The following is a 14987-nucleotide window of genomic DNA, read 5'->3' as shown; positions in this document are numbered from 1 at the left end:
GCTTTCTTCCATCGCTGCCCAATTTTTATCGGCCGGCGTCGACCAGCCCCGCGCCGAACGTCCTGTCGGGTCCCGGCGCGCCCAGGTCCCTGGCCGAGCGCCCCAGCGCCGCCACCGCCGCCCGGGCCCTGGCCGGATCGGGGCTGGCCGTCAGCCGGGCCAGCCGGCCGGCCACCACGGGGGCGGCGAACGAGGTGCCGCGCAGGCTGGTCTTGCGGCCGCCCGGTCCGGCCGCCCGCACTCCGGCGGCCAGGGCGGCGAACGCCACCTGGCCGTTGGCGCCGGCCTCGGGCAGCGCCCTGCCCCTGCCGTCGACGCCCGTGACGGCGATCACGCCCGGATAGGAGGCCGGATAGAGCGGTGGCGCGGCCGGGCCGTCGTTGCCCACCGCCGCCACCACCAGCACGCCCTGGCCGACCAGCGCTTTCACCGCGGCCCGCAGCGCGCCGTTGTCGGGTCCCACCAGGCTGACATTGACCACCGGGACCTTGGCCGCGCTCATCCACGACAGAGCCCCGACGATCGACGAGGCCGAGCCGCCGGTCGGTCCCGCGCCATAGACGTCCGCCGCCAGCAGCCGCGCGCCCGGTCCCGCCGCGCCGTAGTCGCGGGCGGCGATCAGCGAGGCGGCGGCCGTGCCGTGCGCCCCGGCCCTGGGCGCGCCCTTGGCGAAGCCGCGCTGCTCGATGGCCACGCCGCGAAAGTCCGGATGGCCCGCATCGACCCCGCCGTCGACCAGCCCGACCCGCGCGCCGCCGCTTCCGACGGCAGGCGAGGCGGCCGCGGCCAGACCCGCCAGGCCCGCCACGCCCGCACCGGCGTAGATGTGATTGAAATCGTAGTCGCCGGACGGATCCAGGGCCCGCAAGCGGCGAACGGCCTGGCGTGCGTCCATGCCTCGCGGCGGCTTGAGGGTCACCAGCTCGATCCCGAGTTCGCCCGAGCGCTCGCGCCTGACTTCGACGAAGCCGGCGTCCAGGGCGCGCCGCAGCGCCTCGGGAGCCGGCGACACGGCCAGCACCTCGCCGCGCACCACGGGCCGTCCCTGGTCGTCGGGTTCGAGGACGCGCGGGTTGGCGCGCAGCAGGGCCTTCAGCCGGTCCAGTCCCGCCAGGTCACGCACGCCCTGTGTCGTCCGCGCCGTCAGGTCCTCGGCGCCGTCGACCACGTCCGAAACCACCGGCAGCCGCTCGGGCAGCGACGGCAGGCCGCCCGGCAGCAGCTGGGCGTCCGCCGCCGGCGCGAGGGCCAGGACGCAGGCCGCGACGACCAGGGCGTGGACTTTCTTCCGCAACGCGATCTCCGAAGCTTGCCGCGCGAGAACGATGGCCGGAACCCGCGCGGAGTGGAATAATTATCCGGTTCATGGATTAAACGCCGGAAGCGGCGCGTTTCTTCCTCAGGCGACGTAGGCGGACCTTGGATTCGTTTCAGAAGGACATGCTGGACCTGCTGCCGCGGCTGCGCCGCATGGCGCGGGTGCTGGCCCGGGATCCCGCCGACGCCGACGACCTGACGCAGCTGACCGTCGAGCGCGCCCTGGCGCGCCGCGACCAGTGGCGCGAGGGTACGCGACAAGACAGCTGGATGTTTCGGATCATGCGCAACGCCTGGATCGACGAAAGCAGAAGCCGCGCCAGGCACGGCCGGGTCCTGGCCCCGCCGGAGGCCGGCATGCACGCCGCCGACCCGGCCGCGCCGTCGCTGGACGGGCGCCTGGCCCTGACCGCCGTCGAGGCGGCGCTGGACGCCCTGCCCGAGGACCAACGGATCGCCGTGGCCCTGGTGCTGATCGAAGGCCTGTCCTACCAGGAGGCCGCCGACAGTCTCGACATCCCGATGGGAACCCTAACCAGCCGCCTCGCGCGGGGCCGCACGGCCCTGCAGGCCGCGCTGATCGACCAAGGAGCAAGGCCATGACCGTGAGCGACGAAGAGGTCTTCGCCTATGTGGACGGCGAGCTCCCGCCCGAGGCCATGGCCAGGATCACGGCCGCGATGACCAAGGATCCCGCGCTGGCGGCGCGGATTCAGGCTCAGCGCGACCTGCGCCGGCTGCTGTCGGGCGCCCATGCCGGCGTGCTGCGCGAACCGGCTCCTCCGGACCTGAAGGCGTCGGTGACCGCCGGCGGCAAGCCGGCCGAGGTGATCGCCTTCCCGCAACCCAAGCCGAAGGAAAAGCCGAAGGACAAGGCCAAGGTCCAGAAGCCCGCCTCGCCAGTCGCCGGCCGCCCGGCCTTCCGCAAGCCGCCGGCCTGGGCGGCGATGGCCGCCTGCCTCGTCGCGGGCCTGGCGATCGGACGCCTGGCCCTGCCCTCGCCGCCGACCGCCGACGGCCGGGCCGCCGAGCCGCCGATGGCCGTCGGACCGCTGGCCCGGGCGTTGGAGGATGGCGCGGCCGCGCAAGGCCAGGGTCCCGTGCGGATCGGCGTGACCTTCAAGAACCAGGCCGGCCGCTGGTGCCGCACCTTCCAGGGTCAGGACCAGGCCGGCGTGGCCTGCCGGGCCGACGGCGCCTGGCGCGTGCTGGCCTCGTCCCCCGCGACGGCGCCCGCCGCCGGCGCGTACCGTCAGGCGGCTTCGGAGACGCCGGCGGCGGTGATGGCCGTGGTCGACGGCATGATCTCGGGCGCGCCTCTAGACGCGGCCGGCGAAGCCCAGGCCCTGAAGTCCAATTGGCGCTGATCTAGTGGCGGACAGGGTCGCCGCCTCCTGGAAAGACTAGGGGAAAATCCAGGAGGCGGCGTATCCGCGCCCTTCGCAGGGGGGGACGCGAGGCGGGCGCGGACAATGACCGGAGGACTGCTAGGCCAGAAGGTCGAGCAGGACGCCGGTCATGGCGTCGGCGGTGCGAAGCACCGCGGCGTTGGCGGAGAAGTCGGTTCGCGCCGAGACCTGCTCGACGCGCTCGGCGGCGAGATCAGTCTTGGCCGAAAGGCCCGCATCGCTCCCCACGCGCTGGGCGCTGGCGGCCAGACGGCCGGTCGCGGCGCCCATGCCCGCGGCGGAGATCGAGAAGGCCTGCATGAACCGTTTCCCCTGTCGTATCGCGAAGCTGACGGGGTTCGGTTAAGCGGATCTTCATAAATAGGGTGAACTTCCATCGACCTTACCCAATTATGTAGAGAATTTTTCTCGTTAAGGTTACCTGCGCGAACGCTCTGATCGCCCACATTACAAAACGTTCAGGCAGAGCTTGCTCGACAAGGCGCCCCGCCCTCTGCAAGGTCGCCGGCTTCGCGGATCCGCCGCGCCCTGGAACCTGACCGAATGCCCTTCTCGCGCCGCGCCGCCTGCCTGAGCGCCGCTCTCCTGATGGTCGCCCATCCCGCCCTCGCCGCGCCCAAGGACGCCTTCGTCCCCTCGGCCGACGCCATCCGCGCCCACATGACCTTCCTGGCCGACGACCTGATGGAAGGCCGCGAAGCCGGCACGCGCGGCTACGACCTGGCCGCCAACTACGTGGCCGCCCAGTTCGCCCTGCTGGGCCTCAAGCCCGCCGGGGACGCCGGCTCGTACCTGCAGGCCGTGCCGCTGGTCGCCTACCGCCCGGCGAGCGACGGCGAGATCAGGATCGGGGAGGCAAGCGGCGCTTCGGCCGCGCTGGTGTTCGGCGAGGACTTCCTGCCGAGCCCCCAGGCCGACAAGGCCGAGCTGGCCCTGAACGCGCCGCTGGTGTTCGTCGGCTACGGGATCAACGCCCCCGAGCGCGGCCGCGACGACTTCGCGAGCCTGGACGTGGCCGGCAAGATCGTCGTGGTGCTGTCTGGCGCGCCCAAGGGCTTCCAGACCGAGGAACGCGCCCACTACGGCTCGATCGGCGTCAAGCGGGCCGAGGCGGCCCGGCGCGGCGCGATCGGCGTGCTGACCCTGGGCACGCCGGCCGGCGAGAAGCGTCGTCCGTTCGCGCGCGGCGTCGCCGGCAATCGCGACTGGCGCATGACCTGGCGCACGCCGGAAGGCGCCCCCTTCGTGCGCGGCGGTTCGGCGCCCAGCCTGGCGTCGATCAGCGTCAAGGGCGGCTACAAGCTGTTCGGCCCGGCCACGGCGCGCCTGGAGGCCGCCTACGCGGCCGCCGACACGTCCGAGGGCAAGGTCGAGGGCTTCGCCCTGCCGACGACCGCCAGCATCGCCCTGAAGAGCCAGATCGAGCAGCGCCGCAGCAGCAACGTGGCGGGCCTGATCGAGGGCTCGGACCCGACGCTCAAGGCCCAGACCATCGTGCTCAGCGCCCACCTGGATCACGAGGGGATCAAGGAAAACCCCAAGCCCGGCGAGGACGCGGTCTATAACGGCGCCTTGGACAACGCCAGCGGCATCGCCACCCTGCTGGAGGTCGGCCGCGGCTTCACCCAGGCCAAGGCCCGTCCCAAGCGCTCGATCCTGCTGCTGGCGGTGACCGCCGAGGAGAAGGGCCTGATCGGCTCGGAATATTTCGCGCACAATCCGACCGTGCCGAAGGCCGACCTCGCCGCCGACGTCAATCTGGACATGCCGGTGCTGCTGTATCCGTTCACCGACGTGGTGGCCTTCGGGGCCGACCGCTCGAGCATCGGGCCGATCGTGGCCAGGGCGGCCGGCGGCGTCGACATCGCCCTGTCGCCCGACCCTATGCCCGAGGAAGGCCTGTTCACCCGCAGCGACCACTATCGCTTCGTCGAGCAGGGCGTGCCGTCGGTGTTCCTGATGACCGGCTTCAAGAACGGCGGCGAGAAGGCTTTCAAGGACTTCCTGGCGACGCACTACCACAAGCCCAACGACGACCTGAAGCAGCCTATCGACTACCAGGCGGCCGCAAAGTTCGCACTGGTCAACTACGAGATCGCCCACGAGCTGGCCGACGCCGCCCAGCGCCCGGTCTGGAACCCCGGCGACTTCTTCGGCTCGACCTTCGCGCCCAAGGGGCATCCGTCCTCGGCCGCGCGCTGAGCGACCCATTGACCCGAACGGCGGAGGAGCCGATTTTGAGGCTTGAGCCTGTCCGCTTCTGATGGATTCCATCGGAAGCGGATAAACAGGCTCAGTTTCATACACTTGAGCGTGGCGAGCGCCGAAACCGCTTACCCTTTCGGCCGCCACGCTCATGTCCTTATCGAGAGGGAATCTGGTGGCCAGCGTGGGCGCGCTCCTGAGGCTCGGCGTGATCACGCCGGTGGTGATGGTCGCCGACGTGTGGCTGGCCCAGAGGCTGTTTCCCGGCTTCGACCCCGGCGCCCAGTTCATCAGCGAGCTGGGCGGGCCGGCGGCCCCGACCCCCGAGATCTTCAATCTGGGCATGATGCTGGCCGGCATGGCGGGCCTGTTCGCCGGCGCCGGCTTCGCCCATGCGCTGGAGAAGGCGGGCGGCCGCCGGCAGGTCTCGGCCTTCGCCGGACTGTGGGTGGCGATGACCGGCCTGGGCGCCTTCTTCGCCGGCATCTTCCACTGGCCCGACCCGATGCACCGGGCCTGCGGCGTGGGCCTGGCCATCCAGTTCGCTCCCCTGTTCACCGCCTGGGCCCTGTGGGGCAAGCCGGGCTACCGGCGCCTGGCGCACTTCTCGCTGGGCTGGTTCTTCGGCCTGCTGCTGGTGCTGGCCCTGCTGACGGGCGTGTGGAACGTGCGCACCGGAAACGACGTGGGCTTCTGGCAGCGCGGGCATGCGTTCCTGGGCCTCCTGTGGCTGGCCATCGCCGCCTGGAGCCTGGAACGCGGCTGGCGCACGAAGCCGGCTGAGCTGGAGCCGGCGGCGGCGTAGACCTCGCCTTTGGCGCTGCCCCTCCGGGCTGCGTCGCTCACAGGGAGGATCTTGGCTACGAACCTCCCCCTCTGGGGGGGAGGCGATCGCGATAGCGATCGGTGGGGGGGAGTTGATGATGACTTTCCGCCGCTTCGGAAGCTGAAAACGTCCCCCCTCCGGCCTTCGGCCACCTCCCCCAGAGGGGGATCGTTGCATAATGGGGTAAAACGAGAACGACTTTCCCCTTTTGATTCCGAACTGTTCTCGAACAGATTCTGGTCTGTTCTTCGACGTTCCGAATTTCGCAACAGTCCCCCAGAGGGGGAGGATCTATTGGCGTCGGCGCTCTTCGAGATGCTCCCCCTCTGGGGGAGCTGTCGCGGAGCGACTGAGGGGGTTCTAGGCACGGCTTTCCCGCCTCACGCGGAAATCCGCTGAGCTGATGGAGAGGGCGCGGGGCGTCCGGGCTTCGCCCGGATGTGTTTGTTTCAATTACCGTTTCGACGAAGCTTAAACGCCCCGCGCGATCGTTATTCCTCAGGCCGGGGCGCGCAGGCCTCTTCCGCCTTGTGCCCCTTCCCCACGCAGAGCTCCCCGTTTCTTGACGGCCAGGAGTGCGTGCTGGGCGCGGACCCTTGGACGGGCGGGAAGCCATAGGTCGGCAGCTTCCCGATAGATGGGTTTACGTCCCCCATCCTCATTTAAGCCTTCAGGCCCGGCTCACGCCGCTCCTTCAGCCCCGCTCGATCGCATCCGCGTCGCCGCTTCGGGCCGGATCCTTGCGCCCTCTCCCTGCGACGGGATGCAGTGATTATGCGGGCGGTCTGGATCCGTCTGATCCAGGAGCGTGAGAAAGTTGTAAGCGGTTGGATTGGTTGAGGAGTTTTCGCTGAACGCAGAGGATGGACGGGGCTGGATCCCCGTCAAAGCTTCTCACCTGCGCCCCCAAGCCCAACCCAATTCTGCCTTCCTCGCCCTTGTGGCGAGGATCCATGGTTCAACCTGCTCAGACCTTTCGAGGACTGCCCAAGTCTGAGCAGCGGCCGGCATGGACCCTCGCCACAAGGGCGAGGGAGGCAGTGTTGGGGGTTGGTAGCGAGAAGGGCCGCTTCGGGAGTGCACTTGGTCCTGACACGGCGGCGCAAACGGAACGGCCGCGTCACCCCCATCCCACCCCTTCCCCCATCGAGGGTGAAGGGCTTTTTCGGCCGCCGCCTCGGAAGCTGAGAACGCCCCCCCCTCCGGCCCTCTGGGCCACCTCCCCCAGAGGGGGAGGATCAAAAGAAAAGGCCCCGGAGGTTTCCCTCCGGGGCCTGATCTTCAATCAGCGTATCGCTGGATCGATCGATTACTCGACGATTTTCGCGACGACGCCGGCGCCGACGGTGCGGCCGCCTTCACGGATGGCGAAGCGCAGCTTCTCTTCCATGGCGATCGGGGTGATCAGCTCGACGTCCAGCTCGGCGTTGTCGCCCGGCATGATCATTTCCACGCCTTCGCGCAGCTTGATGATCCCGGTCACGTCCGTCGTGCGGAAGTAGAACTGCGGACGGTAGTTGGTGAAGAACGGGGTGTGACGGCCGCCTTCTTCCTTGGTCAGGATGTAGGCTTCGGCCACGAACTTGGTGTGCGGGGTGATAGAGCCCGGCTTGCAGAGCACTTGGCCGCGCTCGACGTCTTCACGCTTGGTGCCGCGCAGCAGCACGCCCACGTTGTCGCCGGCCTGACCTTGGTCCAGCAGCTTGCGGAACATTTCGACGCCCGTGCAGGTCGTCTTCTGGACCGGACGGATGCCGACGATCTCGACTTCCTCGCCGACCTTCACGATGCCGCGCTCGACGCGACCGGTGACCACGGTGCCGCGGCCCGAGATCGAGAACACGTCTTCGACCGGCATCAGGAAGGCCTGGTCGATTGGGCGTTCCGGCTGCGGGATGTAGGCGTCGACCGAAGCCATCAGCTCGAGGATCTTCTCTTCGCCGATGTTGGCGTCACGGCCTTCGACCGCGGCCAGGGCCGAACCCTTGGTGATCGGAATGTCGTCGCCCGGGAACTGGTAGGACGACAGCAGTTCGCGAACTTCCATTTCGACGAGCTCGAGCAGCTCTTCGTCGTCGACCATGTCGACCTTGTTCATGAACACGACCAGGGCCGGCACGCCGACCTGACGGGCCAGCAGGATGTGCTCGCGGGTCTGCGGCATCGGGCCGTCGGCGGCCGACACGACCAGGATCGCGCCGTCCATCTGGGCCGCGCCGGTGATCATGTTCTTCACGTAGTCGGCGTGGCCGGGGCAGTCGACGTGCGCGTAGTGACGGTTGGCCGTCTCGTACTCGACGTGAGCCGTGTTGATCGTGATGCCGCGGGCCTTTTCTTCCGGCGCGGCGTCGATGTCGGCGTAGTTCTTGGCGGTCGCGCCGCCCGACTTCGCCAGCGTGATCGTGATCGCGGCCGTCAGCGTCGTCTTGCCATGGTCGACGTGACCGATGGTGCCGATGTTGCAGTGCGGCTTGTTACGTTCGAACTTTTCCTTGGCCATCGTCTCTACCTTCGCGCCGGCGGCTGGTTGTTTACGGATATCGTATCGAGGGAGCTGGAGCGGGTAGCGGGAATCGAACCCGCATCCTCAGCTTGGAAGGCTGCTGCACTACCATTGTGCTATACCCGCCCTCTGTAGCTAGGACTGAAGCCTAGCTAAACTGGCTGCGGGGTCGCGATCGGCTCCCGTCTCTTGGCTCGGGGGCCTTGGCCCTCCTTCCGGGTGTTCAGTTCATCGCGCGTGGTGGGGGAAGAAGGACTCGAACCTTCGAAGCTTTCGCAGCGGATTTACAGTCCGCCCCCTTTGCCGCTCGGGACATTCCCCCACGGCGCGATGTGAACTCCGGAAGAGGCGGCCGTATCTTCGATCTTGGCGGCCGTGTCAAATCGGCTGCTGTGGATCGAGGAACAAAAGCTCTTTGAGCAGGAACGGACTGTGCTTAAGCACCGCCGGACCGGCTCGCGGAACCTCGTGGCCCCCAAATCGGAGCGCGTCTTATAGTGTCCTCTCATTCTGAACGCAACGACCGTAGAAGGCCAAAAGCGCCAGAACGTGAAAATCGCTCCAAGCCTCAGAAAACCAAGACCTTTTCCAAGCCCGCGGGCGACGAGAAGGAGTGGATCTGGGGGAATCACGCCGTCGAAGCGGCGCTTTCGAACCCCGCCAGGCCCCCCGCCAAGCGCCTTTTGGTCACCCCGGACCGGGCCAAGCGACTCGCGCCGAATCTCCAGCGTCACCCCGCGCTGCAGATCTTCGAGCCGGGCGACATCGCCAGGCTTCTACCCCAGGGCGCGGTGCACCAGGGAATCGCCATGAAGGTGGGCGAGCCCGAGTCGCTGTCGCTGGCGGAGCTGGGCACGCCGGCCCAGGGCGTGATCGTCATGCTCGACCAGATCACCGACCCGCAGAACGTCGGCGCCATCTTCCGCTCGGCCGCCGCCTTCGGGGTGAAGGGCGCGGTGCTGCAGGACCGCCACGCGCCCGCGCTCTCGGGCGTGCTGGCCAAGACCGCCGTCGGCGCGGTCGACAAGGTGCCCTACGCGCGCGTGGTCAATCTCTCGCGGGCCCTCGAGGAGCTGGCGGAGCTGGGCTGGCGGGCCGTGGCCCTGGCCGGCGAGGCCGAAGCGAGCCTGGAAGAGGTGCTCGACGGCGGTCCGACCGTGCTGGTCCTGGGCTCGGAAGGCGAAGGCGTGCGCCGGCTGGTGGCCGAGCACTGCGACGCGATGGGAAAAATCCCCATGCCCGGCGGCTTCGAGAGCCTGAACGTGTCCGCCGCGGCGGCGATCGCGCTCTATGAGACGTCACGCGTTCGCGCCACAGGGGAAATCGGTTCGTGAATCCCGATTAACCGTTTTGATTTCGTCGCAACGACGTGTTTTCCTCGCGGACGAGTACCTCCGCGAGCCTTGCTCGCGGAGGATTGAAGCATGGGATCGGGGGACCCGATGTTGCAGATGAAGTTCCGGACGGCGGCCCTGGCCTCGTCCGCCGTTGTCGTGCTGGCGCTGGCGGGGTGCGGCGCCAAGCAGCCGGCCGACACGTCGTCGGCCCTGAACGAGCCGGCTCCGCCGCCGCCCGTCGAGAAGTCCGAACTCCTGGGCGCGCCGCCCACGGCCGAGGCTCCGCCGGCCGATGGCCTGCTGGGCGGTCCGATCGCCCAGCCCGCGCCCGTGGCCGTAAGCACCGGCGATTCGCGGCTGAAGACCTGGCGCCGCGCCGACGGCACGCTGGTGACGGCCATGCGCCCGATCGCCAATCCCCGTGAAGCCAGGCCGACGACGCGTCCGCACGCCAGGCCGCATCACGCCCGCCCGGCCCAGGTCGTCGCCGCCCGTCCGGCCGCGCCATCGATCGCCAAGGCCGCGCCCAAGCCGGCTCCGGCCGTGATCAAGCCCGCGGCCAAGCCAGCCGTCGTCGCCGCCAAGCCCGCGCCTGCCCCGGCCAAGGTCGCAGCCGCCGCGCCGGCGCCCAAGACGGTCGCCCAGGCCCCGGCCCTCAAGCCGGTCGCCCCGCCCGCCAAGCCCGCGCAACTGGCCAAGGCCCCGACGCCGGTCGTGGCGCCGGCCGCGCCCGCCGCCGCCAAGCTGCCGCCCAAGGTCGAGCAGCTGCAGGCCGCCGTCGCCCCCGCCGCCACGAGCGGCGCGGTGCTGGCGACGGCCGAAAGCCTGAAGACCGGCAAGGAAGGCCAGGTCACCCTGTCGCTGCCGGCGACGCTGGGCGACATGATCAAGCAGCAGGCCGCCAAGCTGGGCATCGGTAAGCCGGCCAAGAAGGTCAGCGCCTACGCCGACCTCGAGGGCCAGGGCTACGAGATCACCCCGAACGGCCGCCAGACGGCGACCGTCAAGCCGGGCGAGCCGACCACCTTCGCCTGGCAGGTCAAGCCGACGCCGGACGCCAAGGGCTCGCTGACCACCTCGTTCGGCGCCTCGCTGGACGGGGCCAAGCCGGCCCAGCCGTTCTCGCTGGGCTCGATCAGCAAGCAGGTCGCCGCCGTGCCGGCCAAGGCCAAGGAAGCGGCCGAGGGCTTCAAGCTGCCGGCCTTCCTCGACACCCAGTACGAGGTGCCGGGGATCGGCAAGGTTCCGGGCAAGTCGCTGCTGGGCGCGGGCCTGGTTCTGCTGGCCCTGATCATCCTGGTCGCGATCTCGCGCAACGCCGCCAAGGCCAAGGCGCGGGCCGAGCGCCGCCGCAAGTTCCGCACCCTGCACGACTACGGCCGCAACGAGCCCGAGTTCGACACGCCCAAGTCGCAGGACGTGGCCTATGTGAATCCGATGGTCGCCGCCGCCGGCGGGGCCATCGCGGGCGCCGCGGCCACGGCGATGTTCAACCATCACCAGGAGACCAAGGCCGAGGAGGCCGCCGCCCAGGCGACCGAGCACGAGCCCTTCCCCGCCCCCGCCGACGACAGCCCGCAGGTGCAGCACGTCAGCGAGACGGCGCATGTGGAACCGGCGGCCGAACCCGCCGCCGAAACCCGGCGCGAGCCCGAGCCGGTCCACTAGCACCGGCCGGCTCGAACAGCGTCAGCGGCGCGTCCCGGATCGGGGCGCGCCGCTTTCGTTTCCAGCCCCCTCTCCGGCCCTTGCCAGGGCGCGCCGCCTGCCGCATTGAGACCCCATGCTCGAAACGCTCTTCACGCCCGACGGCCCCGCCGCCGCCTTTCTCCAGGTCCTGATGATCGACCTCGTCCTGGCCGGCGACAACGCCGTGGCCGTGGGCCTGGCGGCCGGCGGCCTGCCGGTGAAGGACCGCAAGAAGGTCATCCTCTACGGGCTGGGCGCGGCCGTGGTGCTGCGCATCGGATTCGCGCTGATCACCACCTGGCTGCTGGGCGTGGTGGGCCTGCTGCTGGCGGGCGGCTTCCTGCTGCTGTGGGTGTGCTGGAAGATGTGGCGCGAGATGCGCGACCAGGCCGCCCAGGACGCCGCCGACGCCTCGGCCGTGCTCGACAGCGACCCGGCCACCGAGCCCAAGGCCCGCGCGCCCAAGAGCTTCAAGAGCGCCTTCCTGCAGGTGCTGATCGCCGACGTCTCGATGTCGCTGGACAACGTGCTGGCCGTGGCCGGCGCCGCCCGCGAGCACCCGGGCATCCTGGTGTTCGGCCTGCTGCTGTCGATCGCCCTGATGGGCCTGGCCGCCAACGCCATCGCCAAGCTGCTGCACAAGCACCGCTGGATCGGCTTCGTGGGCCTGGCCATCGTGCTGTACGTCGCCCTGCACATGATCTGGGAAGGCCACCGCAGCGTCGTGATGGACCTGCACAAGACCGAACAATACAACGCCGCCGCGCCGAACGTCATCGACATCAAGCCCGGCGAAGTGGCCGAGCACGAGAAGCACCGCTAGGCCCATGGCGAAGATCTGGACCCCGAAGCTCTATCTGCGCCTGGCCGCCCTCAGCGGCTTCGTCTCCGTGGCCGTCGGGGCCTTCGCCGCCCACGGCGTGCACGAGGCCCGTCCGATCGAGTTGCTGAAGACCGGCGCCCTCTACGAGATGACCCACGCCCTGGCGGTGTTCGCCGCCTTCGCCATTGCCCGCGCCACGGGACGGTCGGCGGGTCTCGCCGCCGGCCTCTTCCTGGCGGGGAGCCTGGTGTTCTCGGGCACGCTGTACGCCATGGCGTTCGGCGGCCCGCGCATCCTGGGCGCGATCACCCCGATCGGCGGCGTGGCCTTCCTGGCCGGCTGGCTGGTCCTGGCCTGGAGCGCCGGCAAGGTCGCCGACCAGATTGCCGACAGGGCCTAGCCACGCTTGCAAAGGCGCGGATAGCGCATTTTAAGTTGCATGAAACGGCGCGTACTCCACCAAGGGAGGAAGGGCTTCATGCGACCGATCCGGACTATCCAAGGCTGTGCGACGGCGCTGCTGGCCTCGACCATCCTGACCACCCCGGCCTGTTCGCAGGCCGGTCCTGACTTGGCGGCCTTCGACCAGGCCCGCTTCATCCCCTTCACGCCGTGGGCGGCCGGGCAGGCGCCGTTCGAGGGCCCGCCGACCGTCTCGCTGCGCCTGGACGGGCCGCTGGGCGCCCATGCCCCGCCGCCGGTGGTGATGGACACCGGCTCGACCGGGGTGGTGATCTCGGCCGCCGACCTGCCCGGCTGGTCGGCCGACAAGGTCGCCGCCTATCCGCGCGGCTGGGAGTTTCTGAGCAGCAGCAAGCGGCTGTGGGTCGGCCGCTGGGTTCCCACCTCCGTCGCCTTCGTGGACGCGGCGGGCGCAGAACTGGCGCGCTCGGAGGTTCCGATCCTGGTGGTCGACACCGAGCTGAACTGCCCCGGCTACGACGTGAAGACCTCGCCGGGGACCTGCGCCGCGCCGAAGGCCACGATCAGCATGCCCAAGGGCATCGCCTATATGGGCGTCGGCTTCGGCCGCGAGGGCAACGGCCAGACGCAAGGGACGCCGGACAAGAACCCGCTGCTGAACCTCGCCGCCATCGACGGCCGGCCGATCGCGCCGGCGACCTATCGCCGGGGCTATGTGGTGACCCGCGACGGCGTGCATGTGGGCCTGACCCCGGCCAACACCGGCGGGTTCCGGTTCGCCAAGCTGGGCAAGCAGGGCCCCAACGGACCGCTGGACTGGCCGCAGGCGCCGATGCGGGTGGCCGCGGGCTCCCTGCCCGCCCAGCCCGGCGCCCTGCTGATCGATACCGGCATCCCGACCATGTATCTGGGCGTGGCCGATCCGGCCGCGCTGAAGACCCAGACGCAGACCAACGCCAACGACAAGGCCCAGTCCAAGGTGCTGGCGCCGGGCCAGACGGTGACGATCACCGTGCCGACCCAGCCGGTCACGACCCTGGCCTTCACGACGGGCCAGGGCGATGCGATCGCCCCCACCCAGGTGCTGGTCAATTCGCCGATGCCGACGGCGTTCGTGAACACCGGCCGCCACGCGCTGCGCGGGTTCGACGTGCTGTTCGACGCCGACGGCGGCTGGTTTGGCCTGCGGCCGACGGGGCCTTAGGCGGCCGCCGGCTTCCGCGGGACCGCCAGCAGGAAGATCGCCAGGCCCGAGCCGACGAGGCAGGCGAACATCACCGCCGCCACCGGGCGCGGGGTGCCGTCGTGCAGCAGGCCGGCGGCCCAGGCGGCCACGGCGCCCGCCCCGAACGAGGCCCCGCCCATCAGGGCCGAGATCGAGCCGGCGCGGCGCGGGTCGACGCTGAGGGCGCCGGCCATGGTGTTGCCCGACATCAGGCCGTAGGTCGACAGCGCCAGGAACAGCAGCGGCAGCACCGTCCATTCGCCGCCCACGCCGGTCCAGGCGAAGAAGGTCAGGACCAGCGCCAGGGCCGTGGAGGCCAGGCTGGCGCGGGTGAGCACCTCGTCGGGCTTGAACCGGCGCAGCAGCAGCCGGTTGACCTGACTGGCGCCGATGATGCCCACGGCGTTCGCGGCGAAGACGATGTTGAAGACCAGCGGCGAGTGACCGTACGTCCCCATCACCAGGTCCGGCGAGGTCGAGATGTAGGTGAACAGCACCGAGCCGTTCAGCGCGCCGGCGATGCCATAGCCCAGCAGGCGCTTCTTGCGCAGCAGCAGGCCGAAGGCCCGCAGCGGGTTCTCGGCCCGGGCCTGGGCGGCGGTCTCTTCCGAGCGCGACTCCCGCAGGCCCAGCAGCACCCACAGCCCGATCGCCAGGCCGAACAGCGCCATCACCCCGAACACCGCCCGCCAGCCGGCCACGGCGAAGATCAGGCCGCCCAGCTGCGGCGCCAGCACCGGCGCCAGGCCCATGATCAGGGTCATCAGAGACAGCACCCGCGCGGTCTCGGCGTGGTCGAAGCGGTCGCGCACCACCGCCCGGGCCACCACCGCCCCGGCGCAACCGCCCAGGGCCTGGACGAAGCGCGCGCCCAGCAGCACCTCGATATTCGGCGCCAGGGCGCAGGTCAGCGAGGCGATGGTGTAGATGACCACGCCCAGCAGGATCGGCGCGCGGCGGCCCAGGCGATCCGATGCCGGGCCGTAGAGGAACTGGCCGATGGCCATGCCGGCGAAGAAGGTCGCCAGGGTCAGCTGCACCTGCTCGGGTCCGGCGTTCAGCGTCTGGCCGATGGCCGGGAAGCTGGACAGGTACATGTCGATCGACATCGGCGCGAAGGCCGTCAGCGCCCCCAGAAGCAGGACGAGCCGCCAGGGCGTGGCGGCGGGGGAAGCGGGAGCGGCGGAAGTCATGGGCGCCTTCTACTCCCGTCCGCCCCGACGGAAACCC

At 70.0% G+C, this 14987-nt stretch carries 13 protein-coding genes and 2 tRNA genes; 9 read left to right on the top strand and 6 right to left on the bottom strand.

The window, feature by feature from the left end:
- Positions 1 to 25 precede the first annotated feature (25 nt).
- Complete coding sequence (locus C1707_RS13075) at positions 26 to 1294, bottom strand: S8 family serine peptidase (protein WP_164467342.1); 1269 nt, start codon at positions 1292 to 1294, stop codon at positions 26 to 28.
- Between the two features lie 125 nt (positions 1295 to 1419).
- Between C1707_RS13075 and C1707_RS13070 the strand changes: the two genes are divergently transcribed.
- Entirely contained in the window at positions 1420 to 1920 is a 501-nt protein-coding gene (locus tag C1707_RS13070; protein ID WP_205686752.1) for a sigma-70 family RNA polymerase sigma factor, read from the top strand.
- Entirely contained in the window at positions 1917 to 2684 is a 768-nt protein-coding gene (locus C1707_RS13065) for an anti-sigma factor family protein (RefSeq protein WP_101712415.1), read from the top strand. Before C1707_RS13070 ends, C1707_RS13065 begins: the two co-directional genes overlap by 4 nt.
- A 120-nt stretch (positions 2685 to 2804) precedes the next feature.
- Here C1707_RS13065 and C1707_RS13060 read toward each other — a convergent pair whose 3' ends face one another.
- On the bottom strand, positions 2805 to 3026 hold the full coding sequence (locus tag C1707_RS13060; protein WP_101712414.1) for a hypothetical protein: 222 nt from the start codon (positions 3024 to 3026) through the stop codon (positions 2805 to 2807).
- 243 nt (positions 3027 to 3269) lie between these two features.
- Here C1707_RS13060 and C1707_RS13055 point away from each other — a divergent pair, with 243 nt between their 5' ends.
- Together C1707_RS13055 and C1707_RS13050 are read left to right on the top strand one after the other, a co-directional pair.
- A complete protein-coding gene (locus tag C1707_RS13055; protein WP_101712413.1) occupies positions 3270 to 4928 on the top strand; it encodes a M28 family peptidase in 1659 nt (552 codons plus the stop codon).
- 154 nt (positions 4929 to 5082) lie between these two features.
- A complete protein-coding gene (locus tag C1707_RS13050; protein ID WP_101712412.1) occupies positions 5083 to 5736 on the top strand; it encodes a DUF998 domain-containing protein in 654 nt (217 codons plus the stop codon).
- Positions 5737 to 7066: 1330 nt separating this feature from the next.
- Here C1707_RS13050 and tuf read toward each other — a convergent pair.
- From tuf to C1707_RS13035, 3 genes are all read right to left on the bottom strand, one after another.
- Positions 7067 to 8257, bottom strand: coding sequence for an elongation factor Tu (tuf, locus tag C1707_RS13045; protein WP_058346798.1), 1191 nt, complete (start codon positions 8255 to 8257; stop codon positions 7067 to 7069).
- Between the two features lie 55 nt (positions 8258 to 8312).
- A tRNA-Gly gene (locus C1707_RS13040) sits at positions 8313 to 8386 on the bottom strand.
- Positions 8387 to 8498: 112 nt separating this feature from the next.
- A tRNA-Tyr gene (locus C1707_RS13035) sits at positions 8499 to 8582 on the bottom strand.
- Positions 8583 to 8757: 175 nt separating this feature from the next.
- Between C1707_RS13035 and rlmB the strand changes: the two genes are divergently transcribed.
- The 5 genes from rlmB (at position 8758) to C1707_RS13010 (ending at position 13736) form a co-directional block, all read left to right on the top strand.
- Positions 8758 to 9594 carry a 23S rRNA (guanosine(2251)-2'-O)-methyltransferase RlmB gene (gene rlmB, locus C1707_RS13030; protein WP_101715141.1) on the top strand — a complete coding sequence of 279 codons (837 nt, stop codon included), beginning with the start codon at positions 8758 to 8760 and terminating at the stop codon, positions 9592 to 9594.
- 90 nt (positions 9595 to 9684) lie between these two features.
- Positions 9685 to 11265 carry a hypothetical protein gene (locus C1707_RS13025; protein WP_145998479.1) on the top strand — a complete coding sequence of 527 codons (1581 nt, stop codon included), beginning with the start codon at positions 9685 to 9687 and terminating at the stop codon, positions 11263 to 11265.
- A gap of 115 nt (positions 11266 to 11380) precedes the next feature.
- The gene (locus C1707_RS13020; RefSeq protein ID WP_101715143.1) at positions 11381 to 12109 is read left to right on the top strand and encodes a TerC family protein; all 729 of its coding nucleotides are present in this window, start codon (positions 11381 to 11383) and stop codon (positions 12107 to 12109) included.
- Between the two features lie 4 nt (positions 12110 to 12113).
- The gene (locus tag C1707_RS13015) at positions 12114 to 12509 is read left to right on the top strand and encodes a DUF423 domain-containing protein (protein ID WP_101715144.1); all 396 of its coding nucleotides are present in this window, start codon (positions 12114 to 12116) and stop codon (positions 12507 to 12509) included.
- Positions 12510 to 12587: 78 nt separating this feature from the next.
- Positions 12588 to 13736 carry a hypothetical protein gene (locus tag C1707_RS13010; protein WP_101715145.1) on the top strand — a complete coding sequence of 383 codons (1149 nt, stop codon included), beginning with the start codon at positions 12588 to 12590 and terminating at the stop codon, positions 13734 to 13736.
- On the opposite strand, the gene C1707_RS13005 is transcribed toward C1707_RS13010, so the two are convergent.
- A complete protein-coding gene (locus C1707_RS13005) occupies positions 13733 to 14950 on the bottom strand; it encodes a multidrug effflux MFS transporter (protein WP_101715146.1) in 1218 nt (405 codons plus the stop codon). The two genes, C1707_RS13010 and C1707_RS13005, sit on opposite strands and share 4 nt — an antisense overlap.
- Positions 14951 to 14987 lie beyond the last annotated feature (37 nt).

The sequence above is a fragment of the Caulobacter flavus genome (assembly GCF_003722335.1).
Classification (GTDB): domain Bacteria; phylum Pseudomonadota; class Alphaproteobacteria; order Caulobacterales; family Caulobacteraceae; genus Caulobacter; species Caulobacter flavus.
This window is presented reverse-complemented; position numbering and strand designations above follow the sequence as displayed.

Bases quoted from the DNA above. Each gene is read 5' to 3' on its own strand.
- C1707_RS13020 (WP_101715143.1), top strand. From the start codon at position 11,381: ATGCTCGAAACGCTCTTCACGCCCGACGGCCCCGCCGCCGCCTTTCTC.
- C1707_RS13005 (WP_101715146.1), bottom strand. From the start codon at position 14,950: ATGACTTCCGCCGCTCCCGCTTCCCCCGCCGCCACGCCCTGGCGGCTC.
- C1707_RS13065 (WP_101712415.1), top strand. From the start codon at position 1,917: ATGACCGTGAGCGACGAAGAGGTCTTCGCCTATGTGGACGGCGAGCTC.
- C1707_RS13010 (WP_101715145.1), top strand. From the start codon at position 12,588: ATGCGACCGATCCGGACTATCCAAGGCTGTGCGACGGCGCTGCTGGCC.
- C1707_RS13050 (WP_101712412.1), top strand. From the start codon at position 5,083: ATGTCCTTATCGAGAGGGAATCTGGTGGCCAGCGTGGGCGCGCTCCTG.
- C1707_RS13060 (WP_101712414.1), bottom strand. From the start codon at position 3,026: ATGCAGGCCTTCTCGATCTCCGCCGCGGGCATGGGCGCCGCGACCGGC.
- C1707_RS13025 (WP_145998479.1), top strand. From the start codon at position 9,685: ATGGGATCGGGGGACCCGATGTTGCAGATGAAGTTCCGGACGGCGGCC.
- C1707_RS13055 (WP_101712413.1), top strand. From the start codon at position 3,270: ATGCCCTTCTCGCGCCGCGCCGCCTGCCTGAGCGCCGCTCTCCTGATG.
- tuf (WP_058346798.1), bottom strand. From the start codon at position 8,257: ATGGCCAAGGAAAAGTTCGAACGTAACAAGCCGCACTGCAACATCGGC.
- C1707_RS13015 (WP_101715144.1), top strand. From the start codon at position 12,114: ATGGCGAAGATCTGGACCCCGAAGCTCTATCTGCGCCTGGCCGCCCTC.